This window comes from Burkholderia sp. JKS000303 (genome assembly GCF_002563755.1).
In the GTDB taxonomy this organism is placed as follows: domain Bacteria; phylum Pseudomonadota; class Gammaproteobacteria; order Burkholderiales; family Burkholderiaceae; genus Burkholderia; species Burkholderia anthina_B.
The window spans coordinates 1-17168 of record NZ_PDBZ01000002.1; the positions used below are offsets into that span (position 1 = coordinate 1).

Annotated in this window: 11 protein-coding genes, 2 tRNA genes and 2 rRNA genes; 3 read left to right on the forward strand and 12 right to left on the reverse strand. The window is 64.4% G+C overall.

Annotation, left to right across the window (positions count from 1 at the left end; all coding sequences use genetic code 11):
* The 4 genes from BX604_RS22070 to BX604_RS22085 all read right to left on the reverse strand — a co-directional run.
* Positions 1-1027, reverse strand: a 23S ribosomal RNA gene (locus BX604_RS22070); the annotation flags it as partial.
* A 287-nt stretch (positions 1028-1314) separates the two neighbouring features.
* A tRNA-Ala gene (locus BX604_RS22075) sits at positions 1315-1390 on the reverse strand.
* 41 nt (positions 1391-1431) lie between these two features.
* A tRNA-Ile gene (locus BX604_RS22080) sits at positions 1432-1508 on the reverse strand.
* A 62-nt stretch (positions 1509-1570) separates the two neighbouring features.
* A 16S ribosomal RNA gene (locus BX604_RS22085) occupies positions 1571-3100 on the reverse strand.
* 637 nt (positions 3101-3737) lie between these two features.
* Between BX604_RS22085 and BX604_RS22090 the strand changes: the two genes are divergently transcribed.
* Complete coding sequence (locus BX604_RS22090; RefSeq protein ID WP_098553022.1) at positions 3738-4208, forward strand: ATPase; 471 nt, start codon at positions 3738-3740, stop codon at positions 4206-4208.
* 168 nt (positions 4209-4376) lie between these two features.
* On the opposite strand, the gene BX604_RS22095 is transcribed toward BX604_RS22090, so the two are convergent.
* The 8 genes from BX604_RS22095 to BX604_RS22130 all read right to left on the reverse strand — a co-directional run bounded on the left by BX604_RS22095 (position 4377) and on the right by BX604_RS22130 (position 15143).
* The gene (locus BX604_RS22095; RefSeq protein ID WP_098553023.1) at positions 4377-5060 is read right to left on the reverse strand and encodes a DUF429 domain-containing protein; all 684 of its coding nucleotides are present in this window, start codon (positions 5058-5060) and stop codon (positions 4377-4379) included.
* An 8-nt stretch (positions 5061-5068) separates the two neighbouring features.
* The gene (locus tag BX604_RS22100; protein WP_096507993.1) at positions 5069-5593 is read right to left on the reverse strand and encodes an HD domain-containing protein; all 525 of its coding nucleotides are present in this window, start codon (positions 5591-5593) and stop codon (positions 5069-5071) included.
* Positions 5594-5714: 121 nt separating this feature from the next.
* Complete coding sequence (locus BX604_RS22105) at positions 5715-9185, reverse strand: ATP-binding protein (RefSeq protein WP_098553024.1); 3471 nt, start codon at positions 9183-9185, stop codon at positions 5715-5717.
* A gap of 3 nt (positions 9186-9188) precedes the next feature.
* Complete coding sequence (locus tag BX604_RS22110; RefSeq protein ID WP_098553025.1) at positions 9189-10439, reverse strand: metallophosphoesterase family protein; 1251 nt, start codon at positions 10437-10439, stop codon at positions 9189-9191.
* Positions 10440-10770: 331 nt separating this feature from the next.
* A complete protein-coding gene (locus tag BX604_RS22115; protein ID WP_098553026.1) occupies positions 10771-11550 on the reverse strand; it encodes a hypothetical protein in 780 nt (259 codons plus the stop codon).
* 300 nt (positions 11551-11850) lie between these two features.
* Positions 11851-12390, reverse strand: coding sequence for a hypothetical protein (locus BX604_RS22120; RefSeq protein ID WP_098553027.1), 540 nt, complete (start codon positions 12388-12390; stop codon positions 11851-11853).
* Positions 12391-12638: 248 nt separating this feature from the next.
* The gene (locus tag BX604_RS22125) at positions 12639-13007 is read right to left on the reverse strand and encodes a hypothetical protein (RefSeq protein ID WP_098553028.1); all 369 of its coding nucleotides are present in this window, start codon (positions 13005-13007) and stop codon (positions 12639-12641) included.
* Positions 13008-13154: 147 nt separating this feature from the next.
* A complete protein-coding gene (locus BX604_RS22130) occupies positions 13155-15143 on the reverse strand; it encodes a gamma-glutamyltransferase family protein (RefSeq protein ID WP_098553029.1) in 1989 nt (662 codons plus the stop codon).
* A 471-nt stretch (positions 15144-15614) separates the two neighbouring features.
* On the opposite strand from BX604_RS22130, the gene BX604_RS22135 reads away from it, so the two are divergent.
* The gene (locus BX604_RS22135) at positions 15615-16136 is read left to right on the forward strand and encodes a DUF2165 family protein (protein WP_098553030.1); all 522 of its coding nucleotides are present in this window, start codon (positions 15615-15617) and stop codon (positions 16134-16136) included.
* Positions 16137-16219: 83 nt separating this feature from the next.
* Entirely contained in the window at positions 16220-17158 is a 939-nt protein-coding gene (locus BX604_RS22140) for a tyrosine-type recombinase/integrase (protein WP_098553031.1), read from the forward strand.
* Positions 17159-17168 lie beyond the last annotated feature (10 nt).

A 17168-nucleotide genomic window follows, 5' to 3' on the forward strand; every position in this document is an offset into this window, starting at 1 on the left:
CCCACTTCGTTTCCCACTTAGCTATATTTGGGGACCTTAGCTGGCGGTCTGGGTTGTTTCCCTCTTGACACCGGACGTTAGCACCCGATGTCTGTCTCCCGTGATTGCACTCTTCGGTATTCGGAGTTTGCTATGGCGGGGTAATCTGCAATAGACCCCCAAACCATGACAGTGCTCTACCCCGAAGGTGAGACACGAGGCACTACCTAAATAGTTTTCGGAGAGAACCAGCTATTTCCAAGTTTGTTTAGCCTTTCACCCCTATCCACAGCTCATCCCTAACTTTTCAACGTTAGTGGGTTCGGACCTCCAGTACGTGTTACCGCACCTTCATCCTGGCCATGGATAGATCACTTGGTTTCGGGTCTACGCCCAGCAACTGAACGCCCTATTCGGACTCGCTTTCGCTACGCCTGCCCTATACGGTTAAGCTTGCTACTGAACGTAAGTCGCTGACCCATTATACAAAAGGTACGCCGTCACCCCTTTCGAGGCTCCGACTGTTTGTATGCATGCGGTTTCAGGATCTATTTCACTCCCCTCCCGGGGTTCTTTTCACCTTTCCCTCACGGTACTGGTTCACTATCGGTCGATCACGAGTATTAGCCTTGGAGGATGGTCCCCCCATCTTCAGACAGGATTTCACGTGTCCCGCCCTACTTGTCGCACACCTAGTTCTTTCGTACTGTTTTCGCCTACGGGGCTATCACCCGCTATGGCCACACTTTCCAGAGTGTTCGGCTAACAATACAAATAAGAGTGCAAGGCTCATCCCATTTCGCTCGCCACTACTTTGGGAATCTCGGTTGATTTCTTTTCCTGCGGTTACTTAGATGTTTCAGTTCACCGCGTTCGCTTCGCATAGCCTATGTATTCAGCTATGGATACTCCAAAGGAGTGGGTTTCCCCATTCGGACATCTACGGATCAAGCTTGTTTGCCAGCTCCCCGTAGCTTTTCGCAGGCTACCGCGTCCTTATCGCCTGTGATCGCCAAGGCATCCACCACATGCACTTGTTCGCTTGACCCTATAACGAGTCTGTCTCATCGACAGTTCGTTACAGGTTGAGTTCTCGCATTTGTGCCGTATTCCAATTGAGTCAAACATAGAGTTCGAATCATCTTGAGATACATCGATACATCACAACCCGGATAGTTTTCACGTCCATCTCATAGACGCTTCCGCTATCCAAATTACTTACTTCTTCCAGATTGTTAAAGAACGACAGCCGATATGGTGTTACTCATATCACTCTGACTGGCTCAATCGCCAATGACAAACGTTCGACGAAGTCGAACGCTTGTCATTGAAGATTGGTGGAGGCAGACGGGATCGAACCGACGACCCCCTGCTTGCAAAGCAGGTGCTCTCCCAGCTGAGCTATGCCCCCATGTACAGGTATGCCTCAGGGTGTACCGTCCGCCAAGACGGTGGTGGGTCTGGTTGGATTCGAACCAACGACCCCCGCCTTATCAAGACGGTGCTCTAACCGACTGAGCTACAGACCCCTGAGTCTGTCTTTAATTTACAGCCGATAAGCGTGAGCGCTCAACTTTGCGAGAAGCTCTAGAAAGGAGGTGATCCAGCCGCACCTTCCGATACGGCTACCTTGTTACGACTTCACCCCAGTCATGAATCCTACCGTGGTGACCGTCCTCCTTGCGGTTAGACTAGCCACTTCTGGTAAAACCCACTCCCATGGTGTGACGGGCGGTGTGTACAAGACCCGGGAACGTATTCACCGCGGCATGCTGATCCGCGATTACTAGCGATTCCAGCTTCATGCACTCGAGTTGCAGAGTGCAATCCGGACTACGATCGGTTTTCTGGGATTAGCTCCCCTCGCGGGTTGGCAACCCTCTGTTCCGACCATTGTATGACGTGTGAAGCCCTACCCATAAGGGCCATGAGGACTTGACGTCATCCCCACCTTCCTCCGGTTTGTCACCGGCAGTCTCCTTAGAGTGCTCTTGCGTAGCAACTAAGGACAAGGGTTGCGCTCGTTGCGGGACTTAACCCAACATCTCACGACACGAGCTGACGACAGCCATGCAGCACCTGTGCGCCGGTTCTCTTTCGAGCACTCCCACCTCTCAGCAGGATTCCGACCATGTCAAGGGTAGGTAAGGTTTTTCGCGTTGCATCGAATTAATCCACATCATCCACCGCTTGTGCGGGTCCCCGTCAATTCCTTTGAGTTTTAATCTTGCGACCGTACTCCCCAGGCGGTCAACTTCACGCGTTAGCTACGTTACTAAGGAAATGAATCCCCAACAACTAGTTGACATCGTTTAGGGCGTGGACTACCAGGGTATCTAATCCTGTTTGCTCCCCACGCTTCGTGCATGAGCGTCAGTATTGGCCCAGGGGGCTGCCTTCGCCATCGGTATTCCTCCACATCTCTACGCATTTCACTGCTACACGTGGAATTCTACCCCCTCTGCCATACTCTAGCTTGCCAGTCACCAATGCAGTTCCCAGGTTGAGCCCGGGGATTTCACATCGGTCTTAACAAACCGCCTGCGCACGCTTTACGCCCAGTAATTCCGATTAACGCTTGCACCCTACGTATTACCGCGGCTGCTGGCACGTAGTTAGCCGGTGCTTATTCTTCCGGTACCGTCATCCCCCGACTGTATTAGAGCCAAGGATTTCTTTCCGGACAAAAGTGCTTTACAACCCGAAGGCCTTCTTCACACACGCGGCATTGCTGGATCAGGCTTTCGCCCATTGTCCAAAATTCCCCACTGCTGCCTCCCGTAGGAGTCTGGGCCGTGTCTCAGTCCCAGTGTGGCTGGTCGTCCTCTCAGACCAGCTACTGATCGTCGCCTTGGTAGGCCTTTACCCCACCAACTAGCTAATCAGCCATCGGCCAACCCTATAGCGCGAGGCCCGAAGGTCCCCCGCTTTCATCCGTAGATCGTATGCGGTATTAATCCGGCTTTCGCCGGGCTATCCCCCACTACAGGACATGTTCCGATGTATTACTCACCCGTTCGCCACTCGCCACCAGGTGCAAGCACCCGTGCTGCCGTTCGACTTGCATGTGTAAGGCATGCCGCCAGCGTTCAATCTGAGCCAGGATCAAACTCTTCAGTTTAAACCTGTTACTGTTTTCGGTTCAGTTAAGAACCGGTCGCTCACTCAAAGCTGACAGGAATATGAATTGCTTCATAAACCTGACTTACTTTAGTGTGAGACTCTTGATACTTTCGCTATCTGATCCGAGGATCAGCTCGCGTCCATCAAGCGCCCACACTTATCGGCTGTTAATTTTTAAAGAGCATTTCTGCGAGGAACTTCGTGTCTCTCAGCAGCGCTGCGTTTTCAGCAGCAGAGAAGCGAGATTATGAACCGTCTTTTTCAACTCGTCAACAACTTTTTTAACTACTTCGTTGCGACGGTTGGGGTTCAACGCCTTGTGCGCCGGGGCTCTACAGCAACCTCGACCGCACTGCTTCCCTTCCTTCTTCTCTCGCGCTGCGTTTCCGTTAGCGCGAAAGAGGCGTGATTCTAAGCACCCACCCCAATCTCCGCAAGCCCTTTTGTGAAAATATTTTGAAAAAGCCTCCGTGCGCTACCGCGCACGGAGGCTTTGGGTATGGCGGGCCTCGGTCACAACAGAGACTCCCTATATAGGCAGCACGCTGCATCGCGTGTTCGATCGTATTGCGCATCCCTGTCTCGCGGGCCACCTGGCTGCCGAACATATAAAGGGATTCGCGCTGTCGAGTATCATGCCGCGATCGAACAACGCACTCATACCGACGATGGACAGCACCACTCAATCCGGCGACGCCGATCTCCGCGACGAATATGCAGCGCTGCGCGAGCGCGCCATCATGCTGGAACAACACGTTCCGCCGCTTCTGCAACGCATCTCGGATGTCCTCCCGCGCATCAGCGGCGAATCCGAACTGGCGGACGAGCATCGCGAACGGCTCGTCGGCGCACGCAACGCGGCGATGGTCTCGATCGAAAACTATCAGCAGGCAATCCCGTTCCTGCAGACGGCCGATTCGGTCATCGAGCAGCTGGACAAGACGCCCGAGCGCGACGAAGACATCGAGTGGCGCGAATCGCTGCTGCAACGGCTCGATGAACTGATCGACGTCGCGGTCGTGATGATCGACGATGCGCAAGGTTATTTCGAGCAGGCCACCGCTTGCGATCTGTCCAGCGTGCCGAAGTCCATTCTCGAAGACTGAGCATCGCCCGAGCGCGCGGCGTATCGACTGCCCATGTCGCTTACGCCGTCTGCGTCGTGCTTGCGCGGCGAACGGTTGCTGCGTGCATCGCGCAACGCCGACAATTCACCACATCTCCCGAAAAAACTCACCTTGCCGTAGCCGGCATTCGCCGGCCGCACACCATGGTCAAAGCGCGTCGAGCGCAATCGTCTCGCTGACGACCGGCACGCGGATATACCCGCCCTGCGCATCGCCATAGGCATGCGCGTTTCCGTCGATCACGTATTGCGCGGTCAACGCACAAAGCGTGGCGTCCCGCGCGTCGACCGATCGCAGCGTCGAGACGTCGATCCCCAACTGTTCCAGCAATTGCCGGCGCTGGATGCGTTTCTGCTTCGCGGAAGCAATCGCCTTGCCGAGCATCGCGCAGGTAATCGCGTACGGATAAGTCTCGAAGCTCACGCGGCCGCCGGCATACCGCGCATCGGTCAGCAGCGGATACGCATCCGCCAGCGCGCGGTAGACGCGCTCGCCCATGAACATCCAGTCGAAGAAGCCCGACGTGCTCGCGATGGCCTGCTCGCGCGACGGCGTCGGGAAACACGAGATCCGTTCGCGCGCGAGCGCCTGCTCGGCCGCCCGACGTCCGCTGCCGGTCCACCACTGGCTCGGCGCATCGACGCCGACGGCCACGACATCATGCTCGATGCACAGCGAAGGCAGCGCCTCGGGCGCGATCTTCGCCTCTCGACACACGATCGCCGAGCCACGCAGGATCACGAGATCGCATTGTTTCCTGTCGCCGCCCACATCGACGCCCGCTACCGCGGGCAGCGGCCGGGCGGTGGATCGGGATCGGACCGCCGACATGGCCGCGGTCAGTGCGTCGGCCGTGCGTCGTACGCGACGTCGAAGATCCCCTCCAGACCGGGATGCACGCCGCGCATCCGGTCGACGACGGATTTCGCCCAGTCGAAGTACGCCTGCTTGCGTTCGAGCGGCCAGTCCGCGGGCGGATGCCGCGCGATGTCGCGCAGGTTGCAGATCTTGTCGGCCAGCTTCACGAGCTTCGCGCGCCGGCTGATGGTCGCCGCATGCTCGACCTGCAGGCGCTTGCGCTCGTCCTTCGGCAACGACTTGTCGTCGGTGACCTCCATCACGATGTCGGCGACGTCCTTGCCGAACAGCCGCAACAGCTCCTGTTCGGTGGTCTCCGTATCCTCGATCGTGTCGTGCAGCACGGCAGCGACGATCACGCGCTCGTCCTCGATGCCGGCTTCGTTTGCCAGCACGTCGGCAAGCGCAATCGGATGATTGATGTACGGCGACGCCTCGTCGTCCTTGCGCCGCTGATTGCGATGCTTGTCCGCCGCAAACGCAATGGCGGCTACCAGCTTATTCATATTGACCCCTCGTGTGGCCGGTCCCGCGACCGGCGGAACCGGTCGCGTGCGTTTCGGAACCGCACATACTACCTGTACGCGATGACCTTTCCCGAATATCGGGACATCGGGCCGCCCGGCGTCATGCGCCGGCGGCCTCACGCTGCAGCGCGACCACGTTGACCTGTGCGCCGAACACGTCCCGCACGAGCGGCAGCAAATGGTCGTGGTGCGTCAGGAACAGCACCTGGGTTCGCGTCGACAGATCGCGCAGCGCCTCGAGTCCGGCCTTCGCGCGCGCATCGTCGAAGTTGATGAACAGATCGTCGGCGACGAACGGCAGCCCGGTCCTGCTGGCGAGCTGCAGTTCCAGCGCCGCGATCCGCAGCGCGAGAAACAGCTGGTCGCGCGTGCCTTCGCTCAGGCCGGTGACGTCGACCGACGTGCCCTTCGTGCGCCGCGCGTACAGTGCGGGCGGCGTTCGTTCGGTGTCGACGGTCAGCCGCGCAAATTCGCCCAATGTGAGCCCCGCGAAGATCTCGCTCGCGCGCCGCAGCATCGGCCCCTGCTTCTGATCGCGATAGCGATCGGTCGCCCACTTCAGCAAGCGGCTCGCGGTGGCCGCCTCCAGATACTGTTCGGCCGCGTCGCCCATCGCCGCCAGCGCTTCCTGCCGCTTCGCCTCGGCCACGGCCGCGCTCGCGTGGCCGTCGATCGCGCCGAACGCCTGTTGCACCACGACCTGTTGCTGCGCGAGCGCGTTCAGCCGCTTGCCGACGTCGTCGAGCGCCTGCTTGGCCGCTTCGAGATGCACGGGCACGTCGGCGATCTCCTGCTCCGCGACCTCGGCTTCGATGGCCTGCTGGGACAACCCGTCGCCGTCGCGCACCAGCGCCTCCTTTGCGGCATCGACGGCCTGCCGGAACTGGCGCTGCCGATCCGATCGCTCGGCCAGCGGCAACGCCGCGTCGATCGACACGACGCCGGCCAGTTGCAGCAGCGGCTGGATGCGGGCATCCGCGCCCGCCACCGCGGCGGCCGCATCGGCGAGCTTGCCGTCGGCCTGGCGCACGGCCTCGTCGGCGCGACCGATCGCGCGCGCGGTTTCGCGCGCCGCCGCCACGCGCATCGTCAGCTTGCGTGCAACGTCCAGCCAGTCGCCGCTCGTGAGCCACTCGGGTTCGAGCGCTTCGGCCAGCCGCCGTGCACCGGCCTCGAGCGCGACCAACTCCGCGCGAATCGCGGCAATCCGGTTGCGCGGCGCATCGGCGTCGACCAGTTCGGCCGTCACCGTGTTCGCGAGCGCGAGCGCGCCTTCCGCAGCAGCCTGCGTCACTGCGTTCGCGGACAGTTTCGCGTCGGCAAGCGCGTCACGCCACTGCGTGCTCCATGCATCGTAGGCGGTCTGGGCCTGGCCGGCGCGCAACCGCGCCGTCGCGCATCCGCGTTCGGCTTCGCGCGCGCGATCCTCGAGGCTGTCCTTCTGCGCGAGCGTCTTCTCGGCCGACTGCACGAAGGTCTCGGCGATGGCGATGAGCGCCGCCAGCCCGTCCGCGTCACTGCCGCGCGATACCAACCGCAGCGCCGAACGCAACGCGGCTTCCGCATTGGTCCGTGCATCGCGTATCGTCGCGAATTCGCGGCGCTGGCGCTCGAGCTCCGTCTGCGCGGCGAATACCGCGTCGCGCTTCGCGAGCCAGTCGCCCATCGTCGCCAGCGGCATGCCCGGGACGCCCGCCGTCGCCGCTATGTCGGACCACGCGTCGCGATGCGCGGCCAGCTCGCGTTCGCGCTCGTCCACCGCGGCCTGCCGGCGCGTCAACACGGCGCGTGCGGACTCGACCTGCTGACGCAGCGATTGCAGCGTCGCCGCCGCTTGCGTGGCACCGAGCTGCGCATCGACGAGTTCGTCGGCCAGGCGAATCGCATCGTCGACGGCCGGTGCGCCCACGGCGAGATCGACCGCGCCGCTGCGAATGTCGCCCCACGCGCCATCACGACGCGCACGCGCCGCCAGCACCTCGGCGGTCGTGACGACCTTGTGGGTCTCCGCGAAATGCTTCTCCTGCAGTTCGAGCCGTTCGTGTTCTTCGTGCGCACCGTCCCGTGCGTCGCGTGCAGCGGCCGCCGCGCTCGCACGCTCGCTTGCTTCGTTGAGCAGCGCCCCGAGCCGAGCCGCCGACGGCACGTCGAGCGCACGCAGCGTGTCGACCGGCTGGCGCCACTGGCCGAGCGCCTCGAGCGTGTCGGCAAGCGTACGCTCGGCCGCGGCGATGTCGCGTTCGAGTGCCTGTTCGCGCTGGCCACTCGTGCGAAAACCCTGCGCATCGGCAAGTGCTGCACGCAGCGCTTCCGGTACCTCGACGGTCGACAGGCGCGCCAACTGCTCCTGGACCTGGGCAAGTTCCTGCGTGCGCTCGTCGCGCGATTCGCGCGCACCGGCGAGCGCCTGATGCAGCGCGCCGTGGTCGCGCAGCAGGTTGGCCACCGTCTTCAGCGACAGCGCAGTCGGCAGTGCCGCGCGCAGCGACGCCTCGTCGGTCGGCCAGCCGAGCTGCGCGGCGGCGGCACCCGCCGCGGACAGATGTCGCTCGACGTCCGAACCGAGCAGCAGCAGATCCTGTGCGTGATTCATGCACGCGCCGCGCAAGCGGTCGAGCACTTCGATGTCACCCTCGAGTGCCAGTGCATCGGCATCCGGATCGATCGCATCGCGCGCCTGCTGTTTCGCGAGCAGATCGGCACGCCGTTCTTCACGCACCTTCTGTTCGGCCGCGAGATCGCCCTGCGCTTTCAGCAGGTCCGCATACGCGGTCGGCGGCAACTCGACGACCGTGCCCAGCTCCGCCAGCGCCGCTTCCTTGACCGTCAGTTCCTTCAGATACGGCGCCAGCCGCCGCACACGTTCGAGCTTCGAGCGCAGCGCTTCGAGGCGGCGCTGCTCCGCGCGCGCCTGCTCGATCTCGTGCTCGACCGCGTCGCGCGCCTCCTTGCGGTCGACCCAGTCGCGCGTACGCACCTGGACCGTCTTCAGTTCGCCGACGGCTTCGTTGAACGACGTCTCGGCCTGCGCGAACGCGCTGCCGCTGCGGCGCGGCGCCCACAGCTCGACCGCCCGCGCGTCGAGCTCCTCGCGCACGGGCCCGAGCGTGCCGACGCCTGCCGCCGACTCGAACAGCACCTGGCCGAGCTTGTCGGAGGCATCGAGAATGCTGCGGCCGCCGTCGACGAGCCGTCCGTGGTCAAGCCCGAACATCTGCTCGAAGAACTCGCGTGTCGCGCCGTCGAGGATGCCCGCGAGATAGTCGTCCGGCAGCTTGTCGTCGGCGGGGGTGCGCAACGGGCTGCGTCCGCGGGCGCGATGAAACGCGAGCGCGCCGGCGCCGCTCTCCAGCACGCCACCGATCCGCAGTTCGGGCGTCGCGTGCAGGAAGTCGAGCGGCGTCTGCAGCTTCATCCCGAACAGCAGTTCCGACACGGCCGTCCGGATCGTCGACTTGCCGGCCTCGTTCGGCCCCACGATCACGTGGAAATCCTGGCCGGCCGACGGGAAGCGCAGCGTCTCGTCGGTGAACTTGCCGTACTTGATCAGATCGAGTTGATTGATGCGCATCGCTTATTCCCCCCTCGCCAGCCGCGCGAGCAACGCGGGACCGACCTGCTCGACGAGCGCCGTGAGCTCGCTCGCACGCGCCATCGTCAGCAGCGGCACCTCTTCCTTCACGTCGCTGCGCACCTTGCCGACGAACGGCTTCAGGTCGCGTTCGAGCAGCGCGAGAAAGTCCGGATCGTGTGCCGCGTCGGCCAGGATCTGCTTCAGGTCCTCCAGCGCTTCGAGTTGCTCGCTCTCGCCCTGTTGCTGCTCGGGCGCGGACGTCGCGAGCCGGACCTTCTCCAGCCACAGCCGCTCGTTGCCGATGATCCCGATCTGGTTCAACACCTCCGCGCGCAACTGCGTCGCCCGACCGAAAAAGAGGCCGTGCGCGGGCGTGCGCCCCGTGACCGTCACGCGCACCGCGCGCGGCACGTGGCCATCGACTTCCAGCAGGGCCTCCAGCGACTGGCCGATCTTTCTCGACAGATCGGCGACGGTGAAGCAGTCGGACGCATCGACGGAGACCGCCTCCCAGCGCAGCACGTCGAGGTACAAACGTTCGACGTGCGTGCGGCCCTGCTCGAGCGTCACGAGCACCGCGCCGCGGCGGCCCGTCTCGCGGATGTGGCGCCCCTGCAGATTGCCGGGAAATACGACGGTCGACGGCCCCGACCATTGCTGGAACTCGTGCACGTGGCCGAGCGCCCAGTAGTCGTAGCCCTTCGCGTGCAGCTCCGCCAGCGTGCACGGCGCGTAGTTCGCGTGCGCCGCATAGCCTTCGAGTGCCGTGTGCAGCACGCCAATGTTGTAGTAGCCAGGCACGGGATCTGGATAGCCGATCGCGAGATTGTCGACGACGGCCTTGTCCTTGAAGCTCTGTCCGTGCAGCGCGATGTCGAACTCCGGCAACCGGTGCGTTTCCGGCTTCCGGTGGCCGAACACGGTGACGTTGTCGGGCAACGTCAGCTTCTTCGTCATCTCGCTTTCGGCATCGTGATTGCCGCCGAGCACGAATGCGCGAATGCCAGCCTTGCGCAGGCGGCCCATCTGCTGACCGAAGAAAATGCCGGTGTTGTGGTCCTTCCAGTCGCCGTCGTACAGGTCGCCGGCGATCACGAGAAACGCAACCTCCTCTTCGATCGCACGATCCACGAGTTGCCGCAGCGCCTCGCGCGACGCGCTGCGCAGCTGCGCGGCCGGCGCGTCGGGATACGCGCTCAGGCCGTGCAACGGGCTGTCAAGGTGAATGTCTGCCGCGTGGATGAACTTCACGAAGATTCCTCTGTGTCATGGCGAAGGGGCGACGTCGATCCGCATTGTGCGCCGTCGAGCGGCGAGCGCGGTCGGCTGCTGCCGGATGCGCGGTCGCGATGTGGCAACGGGCCGATGGTACCGCCCGTCACCGGCGGGTCGGGATGGTACCTGAAAGCGGGTGCCGCGAATGCGCGCGGCCTGGCGTCCGTCAACGACCGCGTGACAGCGCGATCTCGACGAGCCGGTGATCCGAAACCCGGTAGACACGATGCGGCGCGCTACCGCTCGCATCGCAGGATCTTACGAAGTCGGTGGCGGACGGCACCCGTGATCTGCGTCCCCGCGCGCGTCACTCGCCACGCGGCACGGGCGGCGGTGCAAAACCGTTGTCGTTACCCGGGAACGGATTCGCGTTGCGACGCAGCGCATCCTCGTCGTTCTCCTTCTGCGCGAACAGCGCGACGCCGATCACCCCGACGTTCGCCGTATCGCCGTACTTCGAATTCGCGACATAGCTGTCGGACACCGACGCGAAGCGGAACGCAGCGACTTCATCGCGACTCTTGCGGAACCCCTCGATCGTCAGCGTGCGCCCCGGATACAACACATAGCCGCCGTTCGTGTAGCTGCCCGGCCGCCCCGACAGCACGTCGAGCCCGTCGACCGTCGACACGACCTCGAACGCGCGACGCCCCTGGTTGCGCAGCACGATCATGTAACGCGCCCCCTCGACACCGGCCATGTGCCAGCGGCCGTTGCTCCGCGCGAGATGCAGCGGTGCGCCCTTCTCGTCCGTGAACGACAGCGCGATGTCGCCATTCGCGAGCGCGACGCGCGTGGGCAACCGGCGCATCCGCGACGCCGGCGGATGCCCGGGCAACGCATCGTTGTAGTAGACCGATGCGAGATCCGTCGGCGTCGTCAGGTCCGCCCGTTCGAAATCGACCTTGCGGGTTTCGGAACGCACCGACTCGCCCCATGCGGTGCCGAGCCCGCGGCGTTCGCCGGCTTCCTGGCTGGACGGTGCGGGAGCGGGCGCAGCGGCGCTCGCAGAAGGCGGAGGCGGTGATGCGCACGCCGCAAGCCACAGCACGCAAGCGAGCGCGAGAAGACGGAGCAGGATGGTCATGATCGTGATGCCTCGGAATGTTATCGGACCACGCCGGACGGGCCGGGCGGCACTTTGGTGTCATCTGTCGTCACGATGCCGATCGGACATGCTTGCCTGATCGACCGGCGCCGCCACGCGCAGCGGCCCGGCAACCGGAAGCCCCGCTATTTAAGCATGGCGGGCGGGCAATGGGCAGCGCGTGCGGGGCGCTTCCCGTTTCGGTCCGCGGCAGACGCATCCGGCCACGATATGCGGCGCGCCAATAAAAAAGCCCGGCCCGCATCGAAGCGGGCCGGGCCTTGGCTCGGAGCGGATCGCTTACTGCGCGCCGCCTTGTGCCGACGCCGAACCCTGCACGCCGACCGATGCGCCGCCCTGCACCGAGTTCGTCGCGCCCGCGAGCGCTTCACCGGCCTTCGCCTTGGCGCCGCCGGCGACGTTGCCCGCCGTCGACATCGCGCCTTGCGCGTGGCTCTTCGCCGAAGCCGCGGCGTGCTTCACGTGCGACTTCGTTGCGTGCGCAGCCGATGCCGCCGCATCCTTCGCCGAGCCAGCGGCCGAGCCGACCGCGTGCGTCGCGCCGCCCACCGCATTGCCTGCCGCGGAACCGACGCCGCCGACCGTCTGGCCGACGCCGTGCAGCGCGCCACCGACGAGGCTGCCTGCGCCCGAACCCGAGCCCGCTGCATTCGCGCCTGCGCCGCCCTGCACACCCACGCCGCCGCCGAGCAACGGCGTCTGGACCTGTGCGCCGACGCCGGCGGAACCTTCCGCGCCCGTCTGCGCCGTTTGTGCGAAAGCAGCCGATGCGATTGCCGTCAGCGCGGCACCAAGCAGGATCGTGCGAATCTTGTTCATGGTCATTCTCCCCAAAGACGTTGTTGCTGCGGGCCGCCTTCGTGCGGCTTGTCGCATGCCTTGCCGCGACGTGCGGCAGGTGGAGCTAATGTAGCGGCGCCAACGTCCGAAACCATCAAATTGCGGGGACTGTTACTTCAGTTGCAAATGCTGACGATTGACTCACACTGTTTGACAATCAGGCCTCCCGGCCATGGATTGCGAATCGCCCGATGGCATGCATCGGCGCAGCAGGCACGAGGCATCGGTCAGCACGGGAAGCGACCGTTTTGATACGCATTCCAAAGCAAGTGAATCGGCCAGCCATCGACTCGACCCGACAGCCGGCTTCTCGCGATCAGCTCGATGTCGTCGGCAACGCATGCCGCAATGTCGGCGTTCCCCGACGCCCTGAACGCGAGCCTGAACGCCTTTTCCCTCAGCACGTCCACCGCCGGCTTGTCGAGCGCGGCGCCCGGATCGCCGTCGATTTCGTCGAACGCCGCCATCCATGGCGTATCGAAAGGCTCGGCATCGCGACTGTCCAGCACGCGCTCGCAATCGACGTCGCCGAGGAAATCGAAGAAGCCCGGGGCCGACAGGATCGCGTCCATCTCAAGCAGATGCGGGTTCGTCACGGCAATCCTTTGCCACGATACGTGGCGATTCCATTCATCGGCCGGCCCCGCCGCGCACCGCGTCGGCGTTCCGATCTGCGACGCGCGGCTCCGGCGCTGCCATTGCCGGCAGGCCGGAGCCGCGCGCCATCGCAGGATACCGCCCGCTTACGGCCTGAACGTGTCACCCAGCACGACGCCTTCGCGACGCGGGTCGGTGCCACCCTGCAGCACGCTCGCCTGTCCGAGCGGCACCCGCATCACCGTATTGACGCCGCTCGCCTGCGCGGACGTCGACACCTTGTGGCCGAGTGCGACGAGCCCCGTGATCAGCGGATCGTTCGCGCCGCCGTTCGACGCATCGACGTTCGGATGTTCACCGCCGATGGTCGTCGTCGGGCTGTTGCTTGCGCCGAAATCGACGAGCCCCGCGGATTGCTGTGCATCGAGCCCCCAGTCGAGCGCACCGACCAGCGTCTTGACCACGTATTGCGGAATCGTACCGCCGCCCGGCGAACCGGTGGCCATCACGAACGCGCCACGCGAGCCATCGGCGGCCTTGCCGAACACGATCGTCGGCGCCATCGAGCTGCGCGGCCGCTTGCCGGGCTGCAGGCGGTTCGCCACCGGATTGCCGGCGCTGTCGAGCGGGTTCGCCGAGAAATCGGTCAGCTGGTTGTTCAGCAGGAACCCGTTGGTCATGTGAAACGAGCCCATGCTCGACTCGACGGTCGTCGTCGCACTCAGCACGCTGCCGTCGCCATCGACGATCGTGAACTGGTTGGTGCCGTGCTCGATCAGCGTCGTGTCGACGCCGAGCGGCACCGAGCCGAGATCGCCCGGCTGCGCGGTCCCCATGCTCTTGCTCGTGTCGATCAGCGCCGCACGCGACTTCAGGTACGGCTTGTTCAGCAGCGTGTCCCACGTGCCGCCCGGCAGCGGCACGAAATCCGTATCGGCCACGTACTTGTCGCGGTCGGCATACGCAAGACGCTCGGCCTCGGTCACGAGATGCACGCCGGCGACGGTCGGCTTGCCGCCTTCCAGATCAATCGCCGTCGGCTTCAGCGGCTTCAGGTCGAAGTTTTCGAGAATGCCGAGCGCCGACGCGACCGCGATGCCACCCGAAGACGGCGGCGGCATCCCGCATACCCAGTAGCTACGATAAGTCGTGCACACGGATTCGCGGCGCTTCGCCTGGTATGCGGCCAGATCCGCGACGGTCGTCTTGCCCGGCGTGATCGTCGAGCCGTCCGCGCCCTTCGCCGTCGCGATCTTCGCAACGATGTCCTGCGCGATCTGCCCCGTGTACAGCGCGTTCGCGCCGGACTGTGCCATCAGCGTCAGCGTGCGTGCGTAAGCCGGGTTCTTCAGCACGGTGCCGAGCGTTTTCGGCGAACCGTCCGTGTTCAGGAAATACGCGGCGGCCTCGGGATCGCGTTTCAGGTTCGCGGCGTTCGATGCGATCGCGTCGGCGAGCCGGCCGCCGATCGGAAAGCCGTTGGTCGCGAGCGTGATCGCATCGCCGAACAGGCCCTGCCACGGCAGCTTACCGTGATCCTGCTGCAATGCCTCGATGAGCCTCGGCACGCCGATCGTGCCGATCGAACGGCCGCTTGCGCGCGCGTTCGGTTGCGGCGCCGACTGGTCGCTCTGGTCGTCGACGTAGCGCAGGTAGTTCTCCGTTGCAGCGGCAGGGGCAGTCTCGCGTCCGTCGTACGCCTGCAGCGTCTTGCCGCGCGCATCGTAGTAGAGCAGCACGCCGCCCGACCCGAGGCCCGTCGCCTCCGGCACCGTCAGACCCAGCACGGCCTGCACGGCGACCGCCGCATCGGCGGCCGTGCCGCCGCGCTTCAGCACCGCGCAACCGGCTGCGCTCGCATACGCGTTCGAGGTCGCGACGAGATAGGTTTTTGCATAGACGGGTTTCATGCCGGTGCGGTAGCCCGACGCGGCTTCGGGCAGCGACGGGTCGCCCGGCTGGTTCGAGCCGACGACAACCGTCGAGCCGCTGTTGTCGATCGCGAGGCAGCTCGCGTCGGATCCGGGCGTCGGTGTCGCGCCGGCGTCGTTTTCGATGTCGTTACCGCCGCATGCCGTCATCATGGCGGCTGCAACCAGTGCGGATGCATACGGGAAGATCGCTGTTCTGTTCATTGTCTGTCGATGTTCTTGTAGGTCGTTGCGATGTTCGTCACGCTGCCTGCGACCCCCTCGGTGCGCGGGCAACGCAGTCGATAGTCCCACGAACGGATTTTTTTGCGCAATAAGGAAATGACGCGATGCGCCCGGCTGTTGTGTGTGCAACGTCACCGAACCTGCACGCGCAATCGCGCGACGCCCATGTGCTGCATCGTGCTGCGTCGCGAAACGGCCTCACTTGACGACGCCCGCGCTTGCGCCGACAATCGCCGCACCTTCCTGGCGCGGGCACTCGATCCAGCCGGCACGTGCGTCTCCTCGACGCTGCGCCGGCTTCAGGTCTTCCAGTCCCGATCTCCGCGCCGCCGTGCTCACGCACGCATATCCACCGGCCCGGCCGGAAACGCTGTCGCAAGTATCGTCCCCAACGTCGGTTCAGCACCGCGCGCTCGAACGTGCGCGTGCCCATTCAATTCGGAGTCCGTTATGATCGTTCGCCTTTCCAAGGCCGCCATGGTGCTCGCCATGGCTTTCTTCGCATCCCTCGTCGCGTTCGGCAACATGACCGATTACGCGACGAATTTCGCGTTCGTGCACCACGTCTTTCTGATGGACACGACCTTTCCCGGCAACGGCATCATGTACCGCGCCATCGACACACCGTGGGTCCATCACGCCGGCTATGTCGCGATCATCTCGATGGAAACGCTGACGGCCATCCTGTGCTGGATCGGCGGCATCCGGCTGCTTCGCGCGCGACGCGCGAACGACGCGGCATTCCGTGCCGCCAAATCGTGCGCGATCGCCGGGCTGACGCTCGGCTTCCTCACGTGGCAGGTCGGATTCATGTCGGTCGGCGGCGAATGGTTCGGCATGTGGATGTCGAAACAATGGAACGGCGTGCCGGACGCGTTTCGTTTCTTCATCACGCTGCTGCTCGTGCTCGTCTATCTGACGATGAACAACGACGGGGTCGACGGGACTGACGCGGCACGCACCGCGCGTTGAGCCATCGCTTGCATCGCGCCGGCAGACGCATCGAACATCGCGGCGATTGCCGGCGCCACCGCGTTCCGCGGTATAAATCGTGAATGGACACGAATCGCTGGACTCACGATCCCGTCGGCACGTTTCGCACGTGGCAGGAAACGGCCGCGACCGGTGCCGGCCACCGGCCATTCGCGCCGCGCTCGGTCGTGCAGCACGTGGCGATGTTCGACCGGTTCCTGCGTCACCTGATCGCGCACCGCGTATCGCTGGCCTCCTTCGGCCCCGAGCACGTCGCGGCATTTCTGGCGGAACTCGAACGCACCTGCGCGCCCGGCACGTCGACGCGTGTTCGCTACGCGAAGCTGATCGACCGGCTGAGCCGGCATCTGGTCGAAGCCGGCGTGCGGACGCACCACCCTGCCGGCCGGACGACGCGCGATCCCGTCTGGCCGGATAGCGAACCCGAACCGTGCTGCCTGTCGTCCGATGCCGACGCCGCACTGCAGCGTCATGTGCAGCCGCAACCGGCGGACACGCCGGCCGCGTGCCGGAATCGCGCGATCGTCGCGCTGCTGCTCGCAAGCGGGATCACGTCGGCCGAGATTCGTGCAGTGACATGCGACGCGCTCGATCCCGACGCGCAGCCGCCATCGCTCACCGTGCCGCGCCATCGCGCGCGGCCTGCGCGAACGATCGCACTCGCTTCGTTCGCGTGGACGCCGCTCGCCGCATGGCGAGCGATGTCGCCCGATGCGCCCGCATCGGCGCGACTGTTTCCTGCCCCGCGCGGCGGCGGTGCAATGAACGACATGTTTCTGCTGCTCGTCGTGCGCGATGCGCTGACCGCGATCGGCTTTCATGCGGCGGACATGAGCCCGCGCGTGCTGCGCAATACGTATGCACGCCGCCAGTTGCTCGATGGTCATCCACATGCCGACGTCAGCGCGATGCTCGGCCTGGCCAGTTCGCGAACGGTCACGCGGATCCGTCAGACGCTGACGCCCGATGCGGCCGCGGACCGCGCCGCGCGCGAACGCTGATCGGGCTCGC